This is a genomic window from Microbispora hainanensis (assembly GCF_036186745.1).
Lineage (GTDB): Bacteria > Actinomycetota > Actinomycetes > Streptosporangiales > Streptosporangiaceae > Microbispora.
The window spans coordinates 6913856-6933460 of sequence record NZ_CP108086.1; the positions used below are offsets into that span (position 1 = coordinate 6913856).

At 72.5% G+C, this 19605-nt stretch carries 18 protein-coding genes; 8 read left to right on the forward strand and 10 right to left on the reverse strand.

Annotated features, from left to right (window positions below; genetic code table 11):
* Positions 1-79 precede the first annotated feature (79 nt).
* Together OHB01_RS31835 and OHB01_RS31840 are read left to right on the forward strand one after the other, a co-directional pair.
* Entirely contained in the window at positions 80-655 is a 576-nt protein-coding gene (locus OHB01_RS31835) for a TetR/AcrR family transcriptional regulator (protein WP_240971761.1), read from the forward strand.
* A 176-nt stretch (positions 656-831) separates the two neighbouring features.
* Positions 832-1422 (forward strand): hypothetical protein, encoded by a 591-nt coding sequence (locus OHB01_RS31840; RefSeq protein ID WP_240971762.1) that lies wholly within the window; start codon positions 832-834, stop codon positions 1420-1422.
* Between the two features lie 119 nt (positions 1423-1541).
* Here OHB01_RS31840 and OHB01_RS31845 read toward each other — a convergent pair whose 3' ends face one another.
* Genes OHB01_RS31845 through OHB01_RS31855 form a run of 3 tightly spaced genes read right to left on the reverse strand, consistent with a single transcriptional unit; the run spans position 1542 to position 4286 of the window.
* Positions 1542-2519, reverse strand: coding sequence for an ABC transporter substrate-binding protein (locus OHB01_RS31845; RefSeq protein WP_142649716.1), 978 nt, complete (start codon positions 2517-2519; stop codon positions 1542-1544).
* Positions 2520-2535: 16 nt separating this feature from the next.
* A complete protein-coding gene (locus OHB01_RS31850) occupies positions 2536-3300 on the reverse strand; it encodes an amino acid ABC transporter ATP-binding protein (RefSeq protein WP_142649717.1) in 765 nt (254 codons plus the stop codon).
* The gene (locus tag OHB01_RS31855; protein ID WP_147944200.1) at positions 3297-4286 is read right to left on the reverse strand and encodes an amino acid ABC transporter permease; all 990 of its coding nucleotides are present in this window, start codon (positions 4284-4286) and stop codon (positions 3297-3299) included. Before OHB01_RS31855 ends, OHB01_RS31850 begins: the two co-directional genes overlap by 4 nt.
* 101 nt (positions 4287-4387) lie before the next feature.
* On the opposite strand from OHB01_RS31855, the gene OHB01_RS31860 reads away from it, so the two are divergent.
* The 4 genes from OHB01_RS31860 to OHB01_RS31875 are packed head-to-tail and all read left to right on the forward strand — an operon-like array spanning position 4388 to position 8630.
* A complete protein-coding gene (locus OHB01_RS31860) occupies positions 4388-5305 on the forward strand; it encodes an NADP-dependent oxidoreductase (RefSeq protein ID WP_147944201.1) in 918 nt (305 codons plus the stop codon).
* A gap of 37 nt (positions 5306-5342) precedes the next feature.
* The gene (locus OHB01_RS31865; protein ID WP_328854417.1) at positions 5343-6053 is read left to right on the forward strand and encodes a GNAT family N-acetyltransferase; all 711 of its coding nucleotides are present in this window, start codon (positions 5343-5345) and stop codon (positions 6051-6053) included.
* A 43-nt stretch (positions 6054-6096) separates the two neighbouring features.
* Entirely contained in the window at positions 6097-7449 is a 1353-nt protein-coding gene (locus tag OHB01_RS31870; protein WP_328854418.1) for an NtaA/DmoA family FMN-dependent monooxygenase, read from the forward strand.
* Complete coding sequence (locus OHB01_RS31875; RefSeq protein WP_147944203.1) at positions 7446-8630, forward strand: LLM class flavin-dependent oxidoreductase; 1185 nt, start codon at positions 7446-7448, stop codon at positions 8628-8630. The genes OHB01_RS31870 and OHB01_RS31875 overlap by 4 nt, the downstream gene beginning before the upstream one ends.
* Before the next feature lie 43 nt (positions 8631-8673).
* Here OHB01_RS31875 and OHB01_RS31880 read toward each other — a convergent pair whose 3' ends face one another.
* Genes OHB01_RS31880 through OHB01_RS31905 form a run of 6 tightly spaced genes read right to left on the reverse strand, consistent with a single transcriptional unit; the run spans position 8674 to position 16024 of the window.
* Positions 8674-10302 (reverse strand): dipeptide ABC transporter ATP-binding protein, encoded by a 1629-nt coding sequence (locus OHB01_RS31880; protein WP_142649722.1) that lies wholly within the window; start codon positions 10300-10302, stop codon positions 8674-8676.
* A complete protein-coding gene (locus OHB01_RS31885) occupies positions 10299-11150 on the reverse strand; it encodes an ABC transporter permease (protein WP_142649723.1) in 852 nt (283 codons plus the stop codon). The genes OHB01_RS31880 and OHB01_RS31885 overlap by 4 nt, the downstream gene beginning before the upstream one ends.
* Complete coding sequence (locus OHB01_RS31890) at positions 11150-12139, reverse strand: ABC transporter permease (RefSeq protein WP_142649724.1); 990 nt, start codon at positions 12137-12139, stop codon at positions 11150-11152. The genes OHB01_RS31885 and OHB01_RS31890 overlap by 1 nt, the downstream gene beginning before the upstream one ends.
* Complete coding sequence (locus tag OHB01_RS31895; protein WP_260617390.1) at positions 12136-13749, reverse strand: ABC transporter substrate-binding protein; 1614 nt, start codon at positions 13747-13749, stop codon at positions 12136-12138. Before OHB01_RS31895 ends, OHB01_RS31890 begins: the two co-directional genes overlap by 4 nt.
* The gene (locus tag OHB01_RS31900; RefSeq protein WP_142649726.1) at positions 13746-14939 is read right to left on the reverse strand and encodes an LLM class flavin-dependent oxidoreductase; all 1194 of its coding nucleotides are present in this window, start codon (positions 14937-14939) and stop codon (positions 13746-13748) included. The genes OHB01_RS31895 and OHB01_RS31900 overlap by 4 nt, the downstream gene beginning before the upstream one ends.
* Positions 14936-16024 carry an LLM class flavin-dependent oxidoreductase gene (locus tag OHB01_RS31905; protein WP_147944205.1) on the reverse strand — a complete coding sequence of 363 codons (1089 nt, stop codon included), beginning with the start codon at positions 16022-16024 and terminating at the stop codon, positions 14936-14938. Before OHB01_RS31905 ends, OHB01_RS31900 begins: the two co-directional genes overlap by 4 nt.
* A 168-nt stretch (positions 16025-16192) precedes the next feature.
* On the opposite strand from OHB01_RS31905, the gene OHB01_RS31910 reads away from it, so the two are divergent.
* Together OHB01_RS31910 and gap are read left to right on the forward strand one after the other, a co-directional pair.
* Entirely contained in the window at positions 16193-17140 is a 948-nt protein-coding gene (locus OHB01_RS31910) for a GlxA family transcriptional regulator (protein WP_142649728.1), read from the forward strand.
* Between the two features lie 137 nt (positions 17141-17277).
* Positions 17278-18276, forward strand: a complete 999-nt coding sequence (gene gap / locus OHB01_RS31915; protein ID WP_328709881.1) for a type I glyceraldehyde-3-phosphate dehydrogenase — start codon at positions 17278-17280, stop codon at positions 18274-18276.
* 30 nt (positions 18277-18306) lie between these two features.
* On the opposite strand, the gene OHB01_RS31920 is transcribed toward gap, so the two are convergent.
* On the reverse strand, positions 18307-19563 hold the full coding sequence (locus OHB01_RS31920) for a PP2C family protein-serine/threonine phosphatase (protein WP_142649730.1): 1257 nt from the start codon (positions 19561-19563) through the stop codon (positions 18307-18309).
* Positions 19564-19605 lie beyond the last annotated feature (42 nt).

A 19605-nucleotide genomic window follows, 5' to 3' on the forward strand; every position in this document is an offset into this window, starting at 1 on the left:
AATGACTAGTAACTCTACTTGGCAGACGGTAGCCCGCCTGCGAGTCCGGCGCAAGGGAGGAATGCGTATGATCTCGAGCATGAGCAGCAGCCCCATGCGTGAGCGCCTCGTCGACGCGGCGACCGAGCTGTTCTACGCGCATGGGCTCCGCGCGGTGAGCGTCGACAAGGTCATCGACCTCGCCGGCACGACGAAGGTCACGTTCTACCGGCACTTCAAGAGCAAGGACGACCTCGTCGTCGCCTACCTCGAACGCCGCGCCGCCCTGGAGCGGGACGGCATCTGCGCGGCCGTCAAGCAGGGCGACGGCGATGTCGACGCCACCCTGCGGGCGATCGCGGAGGCGATCGGGACGATCGCCTGCACGCCCGGCTTCCGCGGCTGTCCCTTCATCAACGCCGCCGCCGAATACCCCGACGCGGACAGCCCGATCCGCAAGGCCGTCGAGGCGCATCGCCGCTGGAACAGGACGGCGTTCGAGCAGCTCGTCGCCCCGCTCGGGGTCACGAACGCCGCCGAGGTCGCCGACGACCTGATGCTGATCCGCGACGGCGCCATGGTCGCCGGATATCTCGACCAGCCGGCCACCGTCGCCGCCTCGTTCCTCCGCAGCAGCCGGGCCGTCATCGGCATCGGCGACTCGCCCCGGAGCTGATCGGGCCACCCCCCGGCCGAGCCGATCCTCCCGTCTGACCGGCTCGGACCGAAGGTCCCACGATCAGGGGACTTCACGCCGGTCTGAGCGTGCCGTACGGCACCTGTGGCGCGGCTGGTGATCGCGGTTTCCTTGAGATGTCGAGAAAAGAGATAAGACGTCGAAAGGGGCCGGTCATGGCCACCGTCGAAAGGCGCGAGCAGAGGAATCACCACCTCCACGCCGCCGCTCCCACCGTCCCCGCCCCCCGCACGCCCGGCGAGACGCCCGCCACCACGGGAACCGGTCCGGTCCGGTACGTGTGGGCCGCCGCCCGCATCGCCATCGGCTGGGTGTTCCTGTGGGCCTTCCTGGACAAGCTGTTCGGCTGGGGCTTCGCCACCCCCGCCGCCAAGGCGTGGATCAACGGCGGCAGCCCGACCACCGGCTTCCTCAAGGGCACCGCCGAGCACACGTTCGGCGGCCTGTTCGGCGCCCTCGCGGGTCAGGCCTGGGTCGACTGGCTGTTCATGACCGGCCTCGCCGGCATCGGCACCGCACTCGTCCTCGGCATCGGCATGCGCATCGCCGCCGGGGCGGGAGGGCTGCTCCTGCTGATGATGTGGGCCGCCGAACTGCCGCTGACCACCAACCCCTTCATGGACGAGCACATCGTCTACGCCATCGTCCTGGCGGGCCTCGCCCTCGCGGGCGCCGGCACCACCCTCGGGCTCGGCACCCGGTGGGCCGCCATCCCGCTCGTCCGCCGCTTCCCGATCCTCAAGTAGACCCGCGGCCCGTCGGCTCCGGCGCCCACCCCCGCCCCCAGGGGTGGGCGCCTGCTTTACCGGGCCGACCCGCCGCCGAACTGGCGGGTGCCTCTTCGCGGAGACGGCCTACTGACGGCCTACTGCTCGCGGGGCAGGCCGGGCGGGTTGATCAGGGATTCGGGGACGGCCTCGTTGGACAGGCCCCAGCGGGCGAGCACCTTGCCGTAGGTGCCGTCCTTGATGAGCGCGTTGAGTGCGTCGGCGATCGGCTTGGCAAGGCCGTTGCCCTTCTGCGTCATCGCGGCGATGAGGCCCTGGAGCGTGGGACCGGCGCCGGAGAAGGTGCCGACGATCTTCGTGTCTCCGCTCACCGCGGCGTGATACGCGGAGGTCGGGTTGGGCCCGAAGTACGCCTGGATCCGGCCCGACTTGAGCGCCAGGTAGGTGTCGGCCGCCTGCTTGTAGTACTGGATCCGGACGGGCTTCAGCCCGGCGGCCTGGTTCTGCTTGTCCCAGCCCAGCAGGATCTTCTCCTGGTTGGTGCCGGAGCCCACGGCCACGCTGAGCCCGGCGACGTCGGCGGGCTTGGCGATCGAGGTGATCGTGCTGTCCTTCGGCACCTCCCAGGCGAGCTGGTCCAGCCGGTAGGTGGCGAAGTCGTAGATGTCCTTGCGTTCCTCGGTGACGGTGATGTTGGAGAAGCCGGCGGCGTACTTGCCGGACCGCACCGCGAGGAACAGGTTCTCCCACGACGTGGCCTCGATGCGCAGCTTGAGGCCGAGCACGTCGGCGACGAGGGAGGCGATGTCCTCCTCCACCCCGATCGGGGTGACGTTGTCGTCGGCGACGAACGACAGCGGCGGCTCGAACGTGGAGGTGCCGATCAGGAACTCCCCCTTGTCCCGGATCGCGGCGGGCACCTCGGCGGCGATCGCCTCCACCTTCGCGGCCCGGATCCGGTTCTGCTCCGGACTCGTGTTGATCTTCAAGACGCCGGGCGGGACGGCCTCGGCCTCCACAGCGACGGTGCCGTCGTCGGGAACCGTGCCGCAGGCGGCGAGCAGCAGCAGCAGCGCGGACGCGCCCAGCACGGACAACCGGGATAGGGATGGCATGCGATTCCTTGGGGGGTCAGAGCACCTTGCTGAGGAAGGCGCGTGTGCGGTCGTGCGCCGGCCGGTCGAGCACCTGCCCGGGCGGGCCGTGCTCGATGATCTGACCGGCGTCCATGAAGACCACGGTGTCGGCGACCTCGCGGGCGAAACCGATCTCGTGGGTGACGACGATCATGGTGGTGCCGCTGCGGGCGAGCGCCTTCATCACTTCCAGCACCTCGCCCACCAGCTCGGGGTCGAGTGCCGAGGTGGGCTCGTCGAACAGCACGACCTTGGGCCGCAGCGCCAGGGCCCGGGCGATCGCGACCCGTTGTTGCTGTCCCCCGGACAGCTGCCGCGGATATGCGTCGGCCTTGTCCGACAGGCCCACCTGCTCCAGCAGCTCGGCCGCCAGCGCCTCGGCCTCCTCGCGAGGGCGGCCCTGGGCCGAGATGGGGGCCTCGGTCACGTTCTCCCTGACGGTGAGATGGGGGAACAGGTGGAAGTTCTGGAAGACGAAGCCGATCTGGGTGCGCCTGCGCAGGATGTCGCGTTCCCGCAGCTCGTACAGCCGGTCTCCGGACCGCCGGTAGCCGACGAGCTCGCCGTCGATGGCGACGTAGCCGCGATCGATCTTCTCCAGGTGGTTGATGCTGCGCAGCAGCGTCGACTTGCCCGATCCGGACGGACCGATGATCACCGTCACCTCGCCGGGCCGGACCGTCAGGTCCACCCCGCGCAGGACCTCCAGGGGGCCGTAGCTCTTGTGCACGCCGCGCACGTCGACCATGGGGGTGCTCATCGCCGCCCGCCTCCGTCCCAGGCCGGGCCCTGCCGCCGGGCGGCCCGCCGTACGGCGAGGATCCGGCGCGCCCGCTCCAGCGGCGTGGGCGGCAGTGCCCGCGCGAGGCCACGGCCGAACCTGCGTTCCACGTGGTGCTGCACGACCGACAGCACCGTGGTGAGGACGAGATACCAGATCGCGGCCACGAGCAGCATCGCGATCACCCGGCCGTTGCGGTTGTAGATCACCTGGACCTGGTAGAAGAGCTCGGGCAGCGCCATGATGTAGACGACCGAGGTGCCCTTGACCAGGCCGATGATCTCGTTTCCGGCCGCCGGGACGATCGACCGCATGGCCTGCGGAAGCTGGATCCGGAAGATCTGCCTGGCCCTCGGGATGCCGAGCGCGGCGGCCGCCTCCATCTGGCCAGGGTCGACCGAGAGGAAACCGCCCCGCACGATCTCCGCGGCGTACGCCGCCTGGTGCAGCGCCAGGCCGAGCGCGGCGGCCGTCACCGGCCCGATCAGGTCCATCGAGTCGACGGAGAAGAACGCGGGCCCGAACGGCACCCCGAACGAGATCTGCTTGTACAGCGCGGCGAGGTTGTACCAGAACAGCAGTTGCAGGATGAGCGGCACCGACCGGAACAGCCACACGTAGCCCCAGGCCGCCGACGCGAGCAGCGGGACGCGCGACAGCCGCATCAGCGCGAGCACGGTGCCCAGCAGGAAGCCGAGCACGATGCCGAGCGCGGTCAGCTCCACCGTGAACAGCACCGCGTGCAGCACCGAGGGGTGGAACAGGTACGCGCCGACGACCGGCCAGTCCCAGGCCGGGTTGGTGATCAGTGCGTTGACCGCCATCGCCAGCAGCACCGCGACCACCGCGCCGGCGATCCAGCGCCCTGGGTGGCGTGCCTTGACGACGGTCAGGGAGCCGGCGGACTCGGCCGCCGTCTCCTCCAGCACGGCGGGCGCGGTCACCGCGCCCCGGACGTCTGACATGTCTTCATCTTCAGCACATAGACGCAATACCGTCAACACCTACTTGTTTAGTAGGTTTTTATCTAGGATACGTGGCAGGCGGACGAACGACAGGAGGTCCGATGCCGAAGGCATATGTGTTCACCCGATACGGAGGCCCGGAGGTCGAGGCGTTCGCGGACGTCGAACGGCCGGTGCCCGGTCCCGGGCAGGTGCTCGTGGCGGTGCGCGCCGCCGGAGTCAACCCCGTGGACTGGAAACAGCGCGAGGGTCACCTCGCGCAGATCGTCCCGGTCGAGTTCCCGGCCGTGTTCGGCCGCGAGGTGTCCGGAGTGGTCGAGCAGACGGGGGACGGCGTCACCGAGTTCGCGGCCGGTGACGCGGTGTTCGGCAACACGGTCGCCGGCGGATTCGCCAGGTACGCGCTGCTCCCCCGCGAGCTGACCGCGCGCAAGCCCGACGGCCTGTCGTTCGCCGACGCGGCGACCCTGCCCGTGGCGGCCGCCACCGCCTACGACGGCGTGCGCCAGCTCGGACTGCCGGCCGGCGCCACCCTGCTGATCACCGGCGTCGGCGGCGGGGTCGGAGTGGCGGCGGCGCAGATCGCCAGGCACACCGGCGTCACCGTGATCGGCACGGCCGGCTCCGGCAAGAAGGACTTCGTGGAGTCGCTCGGCGTCGTCCACGTCGAGCCGGGGCCCGGCGTGGCCGACCGGATCCGCGCGGCCGCGCCGGACGGCGTCGACGCGGTTTACGACCTGGTCGGCGGCGCCGCGCTGGAGGAGGCGGCCGAGGTGCTGAAGGACCGGTCGAAGCTGATCAGCGCGGCCGACGGGGAGACGGTCACGCGGCTCGGCGGTTCCCTCGTCCTGCGAGCGCGTGACAGGGCGACGCTCGAAGCGGTGGCCGACCTCGCCGCGAGCGGCGCCCTCCGGCCGTACGTCACGCGGACCTTCCCCCTCGCGCAGGCTCCCGAGGCCCTGCGCGCGGTGGAGGACGGCCACGCCCGCGGCAAGATCGTGATCGAGGTGGACGCGTGAGCGCCGGCCGCGGCGAGGCGCCCCGAGGGGAGCCGAAGTGAGCGACCGGCACCTCCTGGACAACCCCGCGTGGGCGTCGCTGACCGGCCCGCACGCGCGCTTCGCCGAACGGTGCGGCGGCGCGCTGCGCTACCCGGACGATGTGTCCCCGTTCTTCGCGCTGCCCGACGCGCCCGGCCCCGCGGACTGGAACGACCTGGCCAAGCTCGCGGGGCCGGGTGCGACGGTCGCGGTCACCGGCGACGCCATCGCGGCGCCGGACGGGTTGCCGGACGGGTGGGAGGTGGTCGCGCACGGCGAGGGCGTGCAACTCGTCGGCGACGACGTGGTCCCCGCCCCCGACGACGAGGCGGTCCGCCTGCGGGCGGCGGACGTGCCCGAGATGCTGGATCTCGTCGCGCGCACGCAGCCGGGCCCGTTCCGGCCGCGCACCATCGAGATGGGCACCTACCTGGGCATCCGCCGCGGCGGCGCGCTGGTCGCGATGGCCGGGGAGCGGCTGCACCCGCCCGGCTGGACGGAGATCAGCGCGGTCTGCACCGATCCGGCCTTCCGCCGCCAGGGCCTGGCGTCGCGGCTGGTCCTGGCCGTCGCCGCCGGCATCCGCGCCCGCGGCGAGACGCCGTTCCTGCACGCCGCCGCGAGCAACGTCTCCGCCATCCGGGTCTACGAGGCGCTCGGCTTCCGCCTGCGCCGGCGGACGACGTTCGCCACCGTACGCGTGCCCGCCGACGTGCCGGTCGCGTGAGACCGGCAGATCGGGCGACCGTTTCACGACACCAGGAGTCCTCGTGACCAAGCAGATCCATCTCGCCGCGCACTTCCCCGGCGTGAACAACACCACGGTCTGGTCCGATCCCGCGTCGGGCAGCCAGATCGACTTCGACTCGTTCCGTCACCTGGCCCAGACGGCCGAACGCGGGAAGTTCGACTTCTTCTTCCTGGCCGAAGGGCTGCGGCTGCGCGAGGCGAAGGGACGCATCCACGACCTGGACGTCGTGGGACGCCCGGAGTCGCTCACCGTCCTTTCCGCCCTGGCCGCCGTCACCACCCACCTGGGGCTCGCCGCGACCGTCAACTCCACCTTCAACGAGCCGTACGAGGTGGCGCGGCGGCTCGCCACGCTCGACCACCTGAGCGGCGGCCGGGCCGCGTGGAACGTGGTGACCAGCTTCGACGCCTTCACCGGGGAGAACTTCCGCCGGGGCGGCTTCCTCGCCGAGGCCGACCGGTACACCCGGGCGAACGAGTTCCTGCAGACCGCCAGGGAGCTGTGGGACTCGTGGGCGGCGGACGCGGTGGCCGCCGACGCGCGGTCGGGGCGGTTCCTGCGGCCCGGCGGCGTCACGCCGTTCCGCCACCAGGGCCGGCACTTCGACATCTCGGGGCTGTTCAACGTGCCGCGCGGCCCGCAGGGCCACCCGGTGATCATCCAGGCCGGCGACTCCGACGAGGGCCGCGAGTTCGCCGCGTCGTCGGCCGACGTGATCTTCAGCAGGCACAGCAAGCTGGAGGAGGGCCGCGCCTTCTACCGTGACGTCAAGCGCAGGCTCGCGGCGTACGGCAGGCGGCCCGAGGACCTCAAGATCCTGCCCGCGGTGACGTACGTGCTGGGCGACACCGAGGCCGAGGCCGCCGAGCGTGCCGTCGAGATCCGCCGCGCGCAGGTGAGCCCGCAGACGGCGCTCTACTTCCTGGAGGCCGTGTGGGGCCGTGACCTGTCGGGATACGACCCCGACGGCCCGCTGCCCGACGTCGAGCCGAACCTGGACGAGGGCGTGACCAAGGGCCACGCGGCGTTCCGCCGCGACCGCGGCGAGCTGGTGGCCAAGTGGCGCGCCCTCGCCGAGGAGAAGAACCTGTCGATCCGCGAGCTCGCCATCGAGGTCTCCACGCCGCAGACCTTCATCGGCACGCCGCGGACGGTCGCCGACGAGATCGACCACTTCGTGCAGTCCGACGCGGCCGACGGCTTCATCTTCGTCCCCCACCTGACCCCGGGCGGGCTGGACGACCTGGTCGACAAGGTCGTCCCCCTGTTGCAGGAGAAGGGCGTGTTCCGGGCCGACTACACCGGGCCCACCCTCCGCGACCACCTCGGCCTCGCCCCCCGCACTCCGAACCGCATCGAGGAGACCTCATGACCCTGCATCTCGCCGTCGCGCTGGACGGGGCGGGCTGGCACCCGGCCGCGTGGCGGGCCGAGGGCGCGCGGCCCGACCGGCTGTTCACCCCCGGATACTGGGCCGAGCTCGTCGCCGAGGCGGAGCGCGGCCTGCTCGACTTCGTCACGTTCGAAGACGCGCTCGGCCTGCAGTCCTCCCGGCTCAACGAGCCGGACGGCCGCCTCGACCAGGTGCGCGGGCGGCTCGACGCGGTGCTGATCGCCTCGCGGGTGGCCCCGCTGTCCTCGCGGATCGGCCTCGTGCCGACCACGAGCACGACGCACACCGAGCCGTTCCACGTCGCGATCGGCATCGCCTCGCTCGACCACATCAGCCGCGGCAGGGCCGGCTGGCGGCCCCAGATCTCCGGCCGTCCCGACTACGTCGCGCACTTCGGCCGCCGCCCTCCGTTCCCGCCGCAGGACTACTCCCTCGACCGGGATCCCGCCTTCGCCGAGCACGTGCGGGCCCTGTTCGCCGAGGCCGCCGACGCGGTCGAGGTGGTCCGCCGCCTGTGGGACAGCTGGGAGGACGACGCCGAGATCCGCGACGTCGCGACCGGCCGCTTCATCGACCGCGACAAGCTCCACTACATCGACTTCCGCGGCGAGTTCTTCAGCGTGAAGGGCCCCTCGATCACGCCGCGCTCCCCGCAGGGCCAGCCGCTGGTCACCTCCCTGGCCCACGACAGGCTGCCGTACGAGTTCGCGGCCCGGTCCTCCGACGTCGTGTACGTCACGCCGCGCGACCGGGAGGACGCGGCGGCGATCGTCGGGAGCGTACGGGCCGCGGAGGCGGCGGTGGGACGCACCGAGCCGCCGTTGCGGATCTTCGCGGATCTCGTGGTGTTCCTCGACGCCCACGACGCGGCCGGGCGCAAGGCCCGGTTGGACGACCTCGACGGCGCGGCGTTCGAGTCGGACGCCCACGTCTTCACCGGCACCCCCGAGGAGCTCGCCGGGCTGCTGCTGGAGTGGCGGGAGGCGGGGCTGGAGGGCTTCCGGCTCAGGCCGGGCGTGCTGCCGCACGACCTGACGGCGATCACCCGTGGTCTGGTGCCCGCCCTGCAGAACGCGGGCGCGTTCCGGTCGGCGTACGACACGGCGGACCTGCGCGGGCGGCTCGGCCTGGACCGCCCCGCCAGCCGCTACGCGGCCTGAAGTCGTGTGCGGGGCGAGGCGGCCGGGCTCGCCCCGCACAGCTTCATCCGGGGAGCCGGGGCACGGCCGCCAGCAGCTCCCGGGTGTACGGATGCCGGGGATGACGGAAGACCTCGCCGGCGTCGCCCTCCTCCACGACACGGCCGTCCTTCATCACCAGGACCCGGTCGCTCAGGTGGCGGACGACGCCCAGGTCGTGGGAGATGAACAGCAGCGCCGTCCCGTCCTCGGCCTGGATCTCGGCCAGCAGGTCGAGCACCTGGGCCTGCACGGACACGTCGAGCGCGGAGACGGGCTCGTCGCAGATCAGCACCTCGGGCCGGGACGCGAGCGCGCGGGCGATGGCCACCCGCTGCCGCTGGCCGCCGGACAGCTCGCGCGGACGCCGGCCGAGCAGTTCGGGCGGCAGCCCCACCCGGCCCAGCAGCTCGACCGCGCGTTCCCTGCGCCGGCCGCGCGGCAGCGCCGACAGCGGGTCGGTGACCAGGCGGCCCACCGTGTGGCGCGGGTCGAAGGAGTCGAGCGGGTTCTGCGCGATCACCTGGATCGCGGGACGGAGAGGGCGCCGCCGCCGCTCGGGCAGGGCGCTCCACGGGCCTCCCCGCAGGCTCACCTCGCCCGCGTCGGGCGCGAGCAGGCCGAGGGCCAGCCGCGCGAGGGTCGTCTTGCCCGACCCCGACTCGCCGACGACGCCGAGCGTCTCCCCCGCGTGCAGGCGGAAGGAGACGCCGTCCACGGCCTTGCGCGAGCCGTACGCGACCGACAGCCCCGTGGCGGCGAGCACGGGATCGCGCGGGGCCGGGGTGAGGGACGGGGTGGAGGCCGGGGAGCGGGACGGCCGGCGCGGCGCGGTAGACGCGGAGGGCACGGCGGCGAGCAGTGCCCGCGTGTAGTCGTGCCGCGGAGTCGTCAGCACCTCCCGCGCCGGGCCGTCCTCGACCACCAGGCCGTCCTTCATGACCAGGACGCGGTCGGCCATGGTGGCCACCACGGCGAGGTCGTGGCTGATCATCAGCAGCGCCGTCCCGGCCGCCTTCCGATCCGCGAGCAGCCGCAGGATCTGGGCCTGCACGGTCACGTCGAGGGCGGTCGTGGGCTCGTCCGCGATGATCAGCTCGGGCTCGGCGGCGATGGCGGAGGCGATCAGCGCCCGTTGCCGCAGCCCGCCGGACAGCTGGTGGGGGTGCTGCCCCACGCGGGTCTCCGGGTCCGGTATGCCCACGGCCGCCAGCAGCTCCCGTACGCGCTCCGGCCGGGCCCGGCGGGGCACCACGTCGTGCTCGGCCAGCACCTCGGTGATCTCGGCCCCCACGGTGCGCAGCGGGTCGAGCGAGACGAGGGCGTCCTGCAGGACCAGCCCGGCGAACCTGCCGCGCAGGCGGCGCCACTCGCGCGGGCCGAAGGTCAGGGCGTCCCCGCCGCCGACGCGGAACGCCGACGCCCGCACCGTCGCGCCCGGGCCCGCCAGGCCGATGAGCGAGCGGGCGGTCACGCTCTTGCCCGACCCCGACTCGCCGACCAGGGCGACGCACTCCCCCGGCGCGATCGACAGCGACACCCCGCGTACGGCCTCGACGCCGGAGGCGGGGAACGAGACCCGCAGGTCCTCCACCGCGACCAGCGGCGCGGCGCCGGCGGCGGGATGGGCGCGGGTGACCGCGAGCTCTGTCATGGTGTCCTTCCCTCGAAACGCCGCTGAAGATGCCGCCCGGCCACGGTCAGGCACACGACCGACAGGGTGAGGGCCACCCCCGGGGAGAAGGCCACCCACGAGGCGACCCGCAGGTAGTCCCGCGACTCGGCCAGCATGGTGCCCCACTCCGGGGCGGGCGGCTGGGGTCCCATGCCGAGGAAGCTGAGGCCGGATGTGGCGATGACGGCCTGACCGAGCCCGATCGTGGCCAGCACGGGGACGGGCCCGACGACGTTGGGCAGCACGTGCCGCACGATCACGCGGAGCCGCGAGTGGCCGAACGTCACCGCCTGCTCGACGTAGCCGGAGCGGCGCACGACGAACGTCTGCGCCCGCACGACACGCGCGTACGTGGGGATCTGGGCGATCCCGATGGCGGCGACGACGTTCCAGGTGCCGGGGCCCGTGATGGCGATCACGAGGAGCGCGAGCAGCAGCTCGGGGAAGGTCGACAGCACGTCGAACAGGCGGGCCAGCGCCTCGCCGGCGAGGCGGGCCGCCAGCCCGGCGGCCAGGCCGAGCAGCGAGCCCGCGCCCACCGCGAGCGCGGTCGCGAGGGCCCCGATGCCGAGCGAGTGGCGGGCGCCGTAGACGACTCGGGCGAACACGTCCCGCCCGAGGTGGTCGGTGCCGAGCGGATGGCCCGCGCCGGGCGGGGCCAGCGCCCGCAGCGGGTCGGCCGCCAGCGGGTCGACCCGGGTGACCAGGCCCGGGGCCGCCACGGCCACGACCAGGGCGGCCAGGACGAGCAACGCGACGACGAGGCCGGGACGCACGCGGGCGCCGGGCCGGGCGGCGGATCGGACGACGGGGGCGGCGACGGCCATCACGCGCTCCTGAGCCGGGGGTCGATGAGCCGGTAGGCGAGGTCGAGCAGGGCGCTGATCGTCACGTAGACCGCCGCCGACAGGATGACGACGGCCATCACGACCGGCATGTCCTTGCCGGTGACGGCCTGCATGGTCACCCGGCCGAGCCCCGGGCGGCCGAAGAGCGCCTCGGTGATGACGGCCCCGCCGAGCAGGACACCGGTGAACCAGCCGGTGAGGGTGACGGCGGGCAGCAACGCGTGCCGCAGCGCGTGCCGGGCCACCACGGCACGCTCGCTGAGGCCGCGCGAGCGCGCCGTCACCGCGAACGGCTGCTCCAGGGCGCGTTCCAGGCCCTCCCTGAGCACCTGCCCGAGCACGCCGGCGACGGGCAGGCCGAGCGCCAGCGCGGGCAGGACGAGCGCCTGCGGGTCGGCCGCGCCCGAGACGGGAAACCAGCCGAGCGAGAACGAGAACACGAAAAGCAGCACGATACCGATCACGAACTGCGGCACCGACACCGCCACCAGCTCGGCGGCGGAGACGATCCGGCGCGGCCAGACCGACCTGCCCGCCGTCGCGACCGCCACGACGAGCGCCAGCACGACGCCGACCACGGCGGCCGCCAGGGTCAGCCGCACGGTCGGGCCCACCTGCCCGGCCAGGATTTCGCTGACGTCGCGCTGCAACTGGTAGGAGCGGCCGAGGTCGCCGTGCAGCAGCCGGCCGAGATAGCTCAGGTAGCGCACTGCCTCGGGCCGGTCCAGCCCCCACTCGGCGATGATCTGCGCCCGGATCTCCGGCGTGTCGGCGCCGTCGCCCACGAGGATGTCGACGGTGTCGCCGGGCGCCAGCAGCAGGGCGACGTACGCGGTCGTGGCCGCCGCCCACAGCACGGCCACGGCCGAGACGAGCCTGCGCACCGGCGTGCCCAGCCAGGCGGGCACCCGCAGGTCCGGAAGCCGCGGCCGCGCCGGGGGCCGCCGGGCCGGCAGCGTCGCAGTCATGCGGCGATCCGCACGTCGTAGACGCCGCGCGGCGTGCCCGAGACGGGGTCGAAGCCGAGGCCCTGCACGTTCTTGCTCGCCGCGATCTGGTCGGAGGGGACGTAGATGGGGAAGACGACCGCCTCGTCGGCCACCACCTTGCGCTGGACCTTCGCGTACAGGGCCTTCCGCTCGGCGGGGTCGGAGCTCGCCGACGCGCCGGCGAGCCACTTGTCGAGGGTGGCGTCCTCGTAGTGGGTGCGGTTGATGGCCCCGCCCCTCGGCAGGATGAGGTTGAGCGCGGCCCCGGCGTCGGAGTCGCCGCGCGAGTTCTCGAAGATCTCGTACGCGTCGTCGTCGTACGCCTTCTGCGCCGTGCCCTGGTCCACGATCTTCACCTGGAAGTCGATGCCCGCCGTCTGCTTGACCTGCGCCTGGATGGCCTGGGCCAGGATGTCCCTGCGGTCGCGGACGTACGGCGCCGCGGCCACCGAGCGGACCGTCAGCCGCTTGCCGTCCTTGGTCCGGTAGCCCTCGGCGTCGCGCTGGGTCCAGCCCGCCGCGTCGAGCAGCGCGTTCGCCTTGGCGGCGTCCCCGCCGTACGTCTTCTCCAGCGACGGGTCGTAGAACGGGCTGGTGTCGGCGACGACGCTCCAGGCCCGCTTGGCGGTGCCCTGGTAGACGGACGCCAGCACGGTGTCGAGGTCGACGGCCTCCCGGAACGCCTGCCGCACGCGCTTGTCGTCGAAGGGCGGGTGGGAGGTGTTGAAGTAGTAGGAGAACGCCGTGCCGGAGTTGAGCGCCGACTGGAAGGACAGCGAGGGATCGCTCTTGACCGTCTGGATGTCGGTGGCCGGGACGCCCTCGATGACCTGAACCTGCCCGGAGGTGAGCGCGCCGATGCGGACGGCCGCCTGTGGCAGGAAGCGGTAGGTGACCTCCGGCAGGTACGCCGGTCCCTGGTGGGCGCTGCCCTGCGGCGGCCAGTTGTAGCGGGGGTTGCGCGTGTAGTGGACCTCCTGGCCCCGCACATAGCGGTCGAGGACGAACGGGCCGGTCCCGACCACGTCCGGCCCGCCGGCCTTCAGGTCCTTGGCCTCCTTGAGGGACTTCGGGGACACCTGCCCCGCGTACGGCGAGGCGAGGAAGTCGAGGAACAGCCCGTCCCGCTCCTTCAGCGTGATCTTCAGGGTGGTGGGCGAGACCACCTCGGCCTTGTCGAAGGCGTGCAGCTGGATGGCGGCGACCGCCGGGTTGTAGCCGGGCTCGCGCAGCTTGTCGAGGTTGGCCTTCACCGCCGCCGCGTCGAACTTCGTGCCGTCCTGGAAGGTGACGTCGTCGCGCAGCTCCAGCGTGTAGGTGCGGCCGTCGTCCGAGACCCTCCACGACGTGGCGAGCCAGGGGACGAACGACCCGTCCTCGCCGCGCGCGAGGAGCGCGTCGAACTGGTTGAACACCAGCAGCCTGGCCTTGTTCTGCGCCCACAGGTGGGGGTTGAACGTGATGGGCTCGGTCTCGACGGCCCACGTGAGAGAGGTGCCGCCGCCGGTCTGCTCGGACGGCGTCTGGGAACCGCACGCGGCCAGGGCCGCGGCGAGGATGAAGGGCAGCGCGCCCCTGATGGCCTTCACAGTGCTCCTCCTGCCGTGCCGGTCTGCCATGCCTCCGCGAGCAGCTCGTAGGAGCGCACCCGGTCGGCGTGTTCGTGCGTGATCGTGGTGACCAGCAGCTCGTCCGCGCCCGTGACCCGCTGGAGCACGCGCAGCCGTTCGACGACCGTCTCCGGCGAGCCCGCGAACTGGGTGTCCACCCGGTCGGCCACGAGCTCCCGGTCGGCCTCGCTCCAGACGTGCGCGTCCGCCTCCTCGGGCGTCGGGTAGGGGATCGCCCCCTGGCCTGTGCGGATGGCGCGCACCCACAGGCCGTACGGCTTGGCCAGTTCCCTGGCCGTCGCGTCGTCCTCGGCCACGACCACGTCCGCGGAGACGACGACGTACGGCTCGGACAGCACCTTGGACGGCGTGAACGCCTCCCGGTAGGCCTCCACGGCCTCCAGCACCGACGCTGGGCTGACGTGATAGTTGGCGGCGAACGGAAGCCCGCGCTCCCCCGCCACCTTCGCGCTCTGCCCGCCGCTGCTGCCGAGGATCCACAGCTCCACTTCGGCGCCCTCGCCCGGCACCGCGTGCACCGCGATCCCGTCGGGCGACCGGTAGGTGCCCTCGAGGAAGGCGACGATCTCTTCGACCTGCTCGGCGAAGTCGGGGGTCCGCGCGCCCGGCTGTTGCAGCAGCGCGGCCTGGACGGCGAGCTGCGGCAGGCGGGCCAGCTCGGCGAAGGAGAACGCGGGCGGGATCAGCAGCCCGTCCACCACCCGCGACTCACGCGGCGCCGCGGCCGGGGCGGGTGCCTGACGGGCCTGGGCGGCCACGACCTCGGCCCTGCGCTGCCCGGAACGGCCGAGCCCGAGGTCGATCCGGCCGGGATGGAGCGCGTCGATGAGGCCGAACTGCTCGACCACCGCGATGGGCGTCTGGTGGCCGAGCTGCACCGCGCCCGAACCCACCCTGATGTGGTTCGTCGCGGCCGCGATGAGGCCGATGAGCACCGCCGGGGCCGAGCTCGCGACACCGGCCGCGAAGTGGTGCTCGGCCACCCAGTAGCGGAGATACCCGAGCCGCTCGGCGTGGCGGGCGAGGTCGATGCTGTTGCGCAACGCGTCTCCCGCGCCGCTGCCGGACGGGATCGGGGCCAGGTCGAGGATCGACAGGGGAACCGGCCGCACCGTGTTCGACTGTGCTGTCTGCTTGGGGACGGTCATGCCGGCGCTCCGGTGCTCGTGAGGGTGCTCGTGAGGGGGGTGTTCTCGGGGAACGGCCGGCTCGGGATCTCCTTGCGCAGCACGGGGGCGATGTCGCTCTGGAACAGCTCAAGGGCCTCCCGGTGCTGCGCCCGGGTCAGGCCGTCGCCGTCCGCGCTGATGTGCATGACCTCGTGGCCGAGCCGCGCGTGATAGCGCAGGACCTTGTCGATGATCTGCTGGGGGCTGCCCACGAGGATCGAGCCGCGCTCGATGGCGTCCTCCAGCGAGTGGAAGACCGGTTCCACGCCCGCTTTGCGGAACAGCGCGACCCGGGCGTCGTAGATCGGGCGATAGGTGGCGATCGCCTCCTGGGAGGTGCGTGCCGTGTAGAAGCCGGCGCTGCCCGCGCCCACCAGCGCGTCGGCCGGGTCGTGCCCGTAGTGCGCCCATCGTTCGCGGTAGTGGTCGACCAGCTCGGCGTACGGCTCGATGGGGTTGGTGACGTTCGCCGAGAACAGCGGGTCGCCATAGCGGGCGGCCAGCTCGACCGAGTCCTTGCTGGTGGCGCTGCCGTGCCAGACCCGGATCGGCCGCTGCAGGGGGCGCGGCCACGTCTCCGCGTCCGTGAGGGACGGCCGGAACCGGCCCTCCCAGGTGACCTTGTCCTCCCGCCAGAGCCTGCGGAACAGTTCGTACGCCTCCCGGTTGCGGTCCCACTGGTCTTCGGGGGTGACGTGGAAGAGCCGCGCCTGGGCCGACCCGTTCCCCTTGCCGATCATCAGCTCCAGCCGGCCGCCCGACAGGTGATCGAGCGTCGCGTAGTCCTCGTACGCCCGCACGGGGTCGAGCAGGCTGAGCGTGGTGACCGCGGTGAACAGCCGGATGCGAGAGGTCAGGGCGGCGATGTGGCTGAGCACGACCGGCGGCGACGAGGAGATGAAGGGCCGCTCGTGCCGCTCTCCCACCCCGAAGCCGTCGAAGCCCAGCTCCTCGGCGAGCACGGCGCCGTCCACGACGTCGCGGAACCGTTCGGTGGTGGATTTGGTCTCGCCGGTCAGCGGGTCTGGCCCGTGCGCGATGAGGGTGATGGCGAGGAATTTCACGGGGTCGCATACCTCCCGGGGGGCGGCTTTACCTACTAACTATGTAGGAAAAGCATGCTTTGTCAACGGCTGGGATGGGCCGGTGGCAGGATGATTGCGATAGTGGTCATTGCGGTCACGGTGCGGAGGCGGCGCCCGCCGGATCGCGGGGGGAGCCGGAGGAGGCCGATGAGCCCGAGAAACCATCGCATCGCCGTGCTCGTGCTGGAGGGCGCGAAACCGCTCGACGTCGGCATCCCGGCGCAGGTGTTCTCCAACCGGCCGAGCATGCCGTACGAGGTGCGGGTGTGCGGCCCCGCGCCCGGGCTGGTGACCGGCGGCGACGGCCTCTCCTATCACGTGGCCGAGGGCCTCGGCGCCTTCGAGGAGGCCGACACGATCTTCATCCCCGGCTACCGGGAGCCCGCGACCACGGAACCGCCGGCCGCGGTCGTCGGCGCGCTCATGGCCGCCCACGAGCGCGGCACCCGGCTCGCGGCCATCTCGACGGGGGCGTTCGCGCTGGCGGCGACGGGCCTGCTCGACGGCAAGCGGGCGACGACCCACTGGCACTACACCAAGGCCCTCGCCGCCCGGCATCCGCTCGTACGGGTGGACGAGAACGTGCTGTTCGTGGACGAGGGCGACGTGCTGACGTCGGCGGGCGCGGCGTCCGGCATCGACCTGTGCCTCCACCTGGTGCGGCGCGACCACGGCGTCGGGCTGTCCAACCACGTGGCGAGACGGCTGGTGGCGGCGCCCTACCGCAGCGGAGGCCAGGCGCAGTACGTGCCCCGCAGCGTCCCCGAGCCGCTCGGCGACCTTTTCGCGAACACGCGCGAGTGGGCCCTGGCACACCTGTCGGAACGGCTGACCCTGGAGACCCTCGCCCGGCACGCGCGGGTGTCGCCGCGCACCTTCTCCCGGCGGTTCGTGGAGGACACCGGCTACACGCCGATGCAGTGGGTGCTGCGGGCACGGGTGGATCTGGCACGCGAGCTGCTCGAACGCACCGATTTGGGTGTGGAGCAGATCGCCGACCGGGTCGGGCTCGGCACCGGCGCCAACCTGCGCCTGCACTTCCAGCGCATCCTCGGCACCTCCCCCACCGAGTATCGCCACACCTTCTCCGCCTGACGCCCGGACGGCGGTGGCGAGATCCTTGCGGACGGTGGCGAAACTTCTGGCTTGATCCTTGCGTACGATGTCTTTCGAGCCACTGTCGGCGCGGCGTCCGGGTGCCGATCATGGAGCGCGGAACGAAAGGAACGCCCATGACTCGCATCGCCGTCAACGGATTCGGCCGCATCGGACGCAACACCCTCCGCGCCCTGATCGAACGTGACAGCGACCTCGAAGTGGTCGCCGTCAACGACCTCACCGCCCCCGAGACCCTCGCGCACCTGCTGAAGTACGACAGCGCCCTCGGCCGTCTCGGCCGCTCCGTCGAGGTGGACGGCGCCGCGCTCGTGGTCGGCGGCCGCCGCATCGCGGTGCTCGCCGAACGCGAACCCGCCAAGCTGCCCTGGTCGGAGTTCGGCGTGGACATCGTGCTGGAGTCCACCGGCCGCTTCACCAAGGCGGAGGCCGCCCGCGCGCACATCGACGCCGGCGCCAGGCGCGTGCTGGTGAGCGCCCCCTCCGACGGCGCCGACGTCACCCTCGCCTACGGCGTGAACACCGAGGCGTACGACCCCGCCCGGCACGTGGTCGTCTCGAACGCCTCGTGCACCACGAACGCGCTGGCTCCGCTGGCGTCGGTGCTGGACGACCTGGCCGGCATCGAGCACGGCTTCATGACCACGGTGCACGCCTACACCCAGGAGCAGAACCTCCAGGACGGCCCGCACCGCGACCTGCGCCGTGCCCGCGCGGCAGGTGTGAACATCGTGCCCACCACCACGGGGGCCGCCAAGGCCATCGGCCTGGTGCTGCCGAACCTCGACGGCAAGCTCTCGGGCGACTCGATCCGGGTGCCGGTGCCGGTGGGCTCGATCGTGGAGCTGAACACCGCCGTCTCACGGGAGGTCACCCGCGACGAGGTGCTCGCGGCCTACCGCGCCGCCGCCGACGGCAGGCTGAAGGGCATCCTCGACTACGCGGACGAGCCGCTGGTCTCCAGCGACATCACCGGGCAGCCCGCGTCGGCGATCTTCGATGCCGCCCTGACCCGCGTCGAGGGCAGGCACGTCAAGGTCGTGGCCTGGTACGACAACGAGTGGGGCTTCTCCAACCGGGTCGTCGACACGCTGGAGCTGCTCGCCCGCGCCTGAGCCCGCACGCCGGCCTGCCGTGCATGCGGCTCACATCGTGTGCCGGCGCTCCCGCCCGGTGCGCCACTCGGCCAGCAGCACCGTGGCGTCGTCCTGCAGCCGGCCGCGCTGGTAGACGAGGATCGAGTGGATCAGGCGGCGTAGCGACTCCGGGGCGGCGACGCCGTCGAACTCGCGCCGGATGACGAAGTCGGCGAAGCGCTCCAGCCCGAACCGCTCCCCGTCCGGGGTCTGCGCCTCGATGATGCCGTCCGTGTAGAACAGCAGCCGGTCGCCGGGCTCCAGCTGGCGGCGCGCGAGCACGGAGGCCGGGCCCAGGCGCAGGCCCATCGGGGTGTCCGGCGGGGTGTCCAGCACGCAGGCCAACCGCCCCCGCCGCAGCACGAGCGGTGGCGGATGCCCCCGGTTCACCCAGGTCAGCCATCCGGTGCGCAGATCCAGGTCGGCCAGCACCGCGGTGGCGAAACGTGAAGCGCCGAACTCCCCGGCGATCGCCTCGTCGATCGCGTCGCTGACGTCGAGCAGCCCGGCCCGGCGCCTGCGGCGGTTGTTGCGGTAGGCGCTCAGGGCGATGGCCGCGGTCAGCCCGGCGGAGGTGTCGTGCCCCATGGCGTCGAAGATCCCCAGGTGGAGGGTGGTGCCGTCGAGGGCGTAGTCGAAGGCGTCCCCGCCGACGCGGTAGGCCGGCTCCAGCGCCGCGCTCACCGTCATCGTCTCGGTCGCGAAGCTCTTGACGGGCAGCAGCGTCCACAGCATCTCGGCCGACAGGTGCATCTCCTCGGTGCGCACCAGCCGGGCGAACGCGTCGCTGTAGGCCCGCTTGCTCACCACGAGCAGCGCGACCAGGCCGCCCAGCTCGGTCAGGATCCGCTCGGTGGCCGCGTCGACCACGGGCACGGTCACGCCGAGCACCCCGACCCGTTCCGTGCCGTTCAGCATCGGCACCCACAGCCGCCGCGGCGCCTCGCTGCCGAGGGGTTCCGCGGTCTCGGCGGCGTACGGGTCGACCGCGGGACGCGCCTGGACGATCTCCAGGTCGCGGAAGGCACGGCCCGCCAGGGTCGTGTCGATGGCGAGGCGGTTCAGGGGCTCGCCGTACGCGTCGCTCTGCCCCGGCAGCGGCACGAGATACAGCGCCCGCAGGCTGGCGACGTAGATCATGACCTCGCTGAAGCCGAGCGGCCTGACGTGCTCGATGACGAATGACGCCAGGTCTTCCAGGGGCGTCAGATGGTGATCACGCACCAGACCGCCCCAGATGCGCCCGGTGTCAGGGCACCCGTTCACCTACCTCCCCCGCTGCCCGTCCTGCGGCATATTCCCGACGCT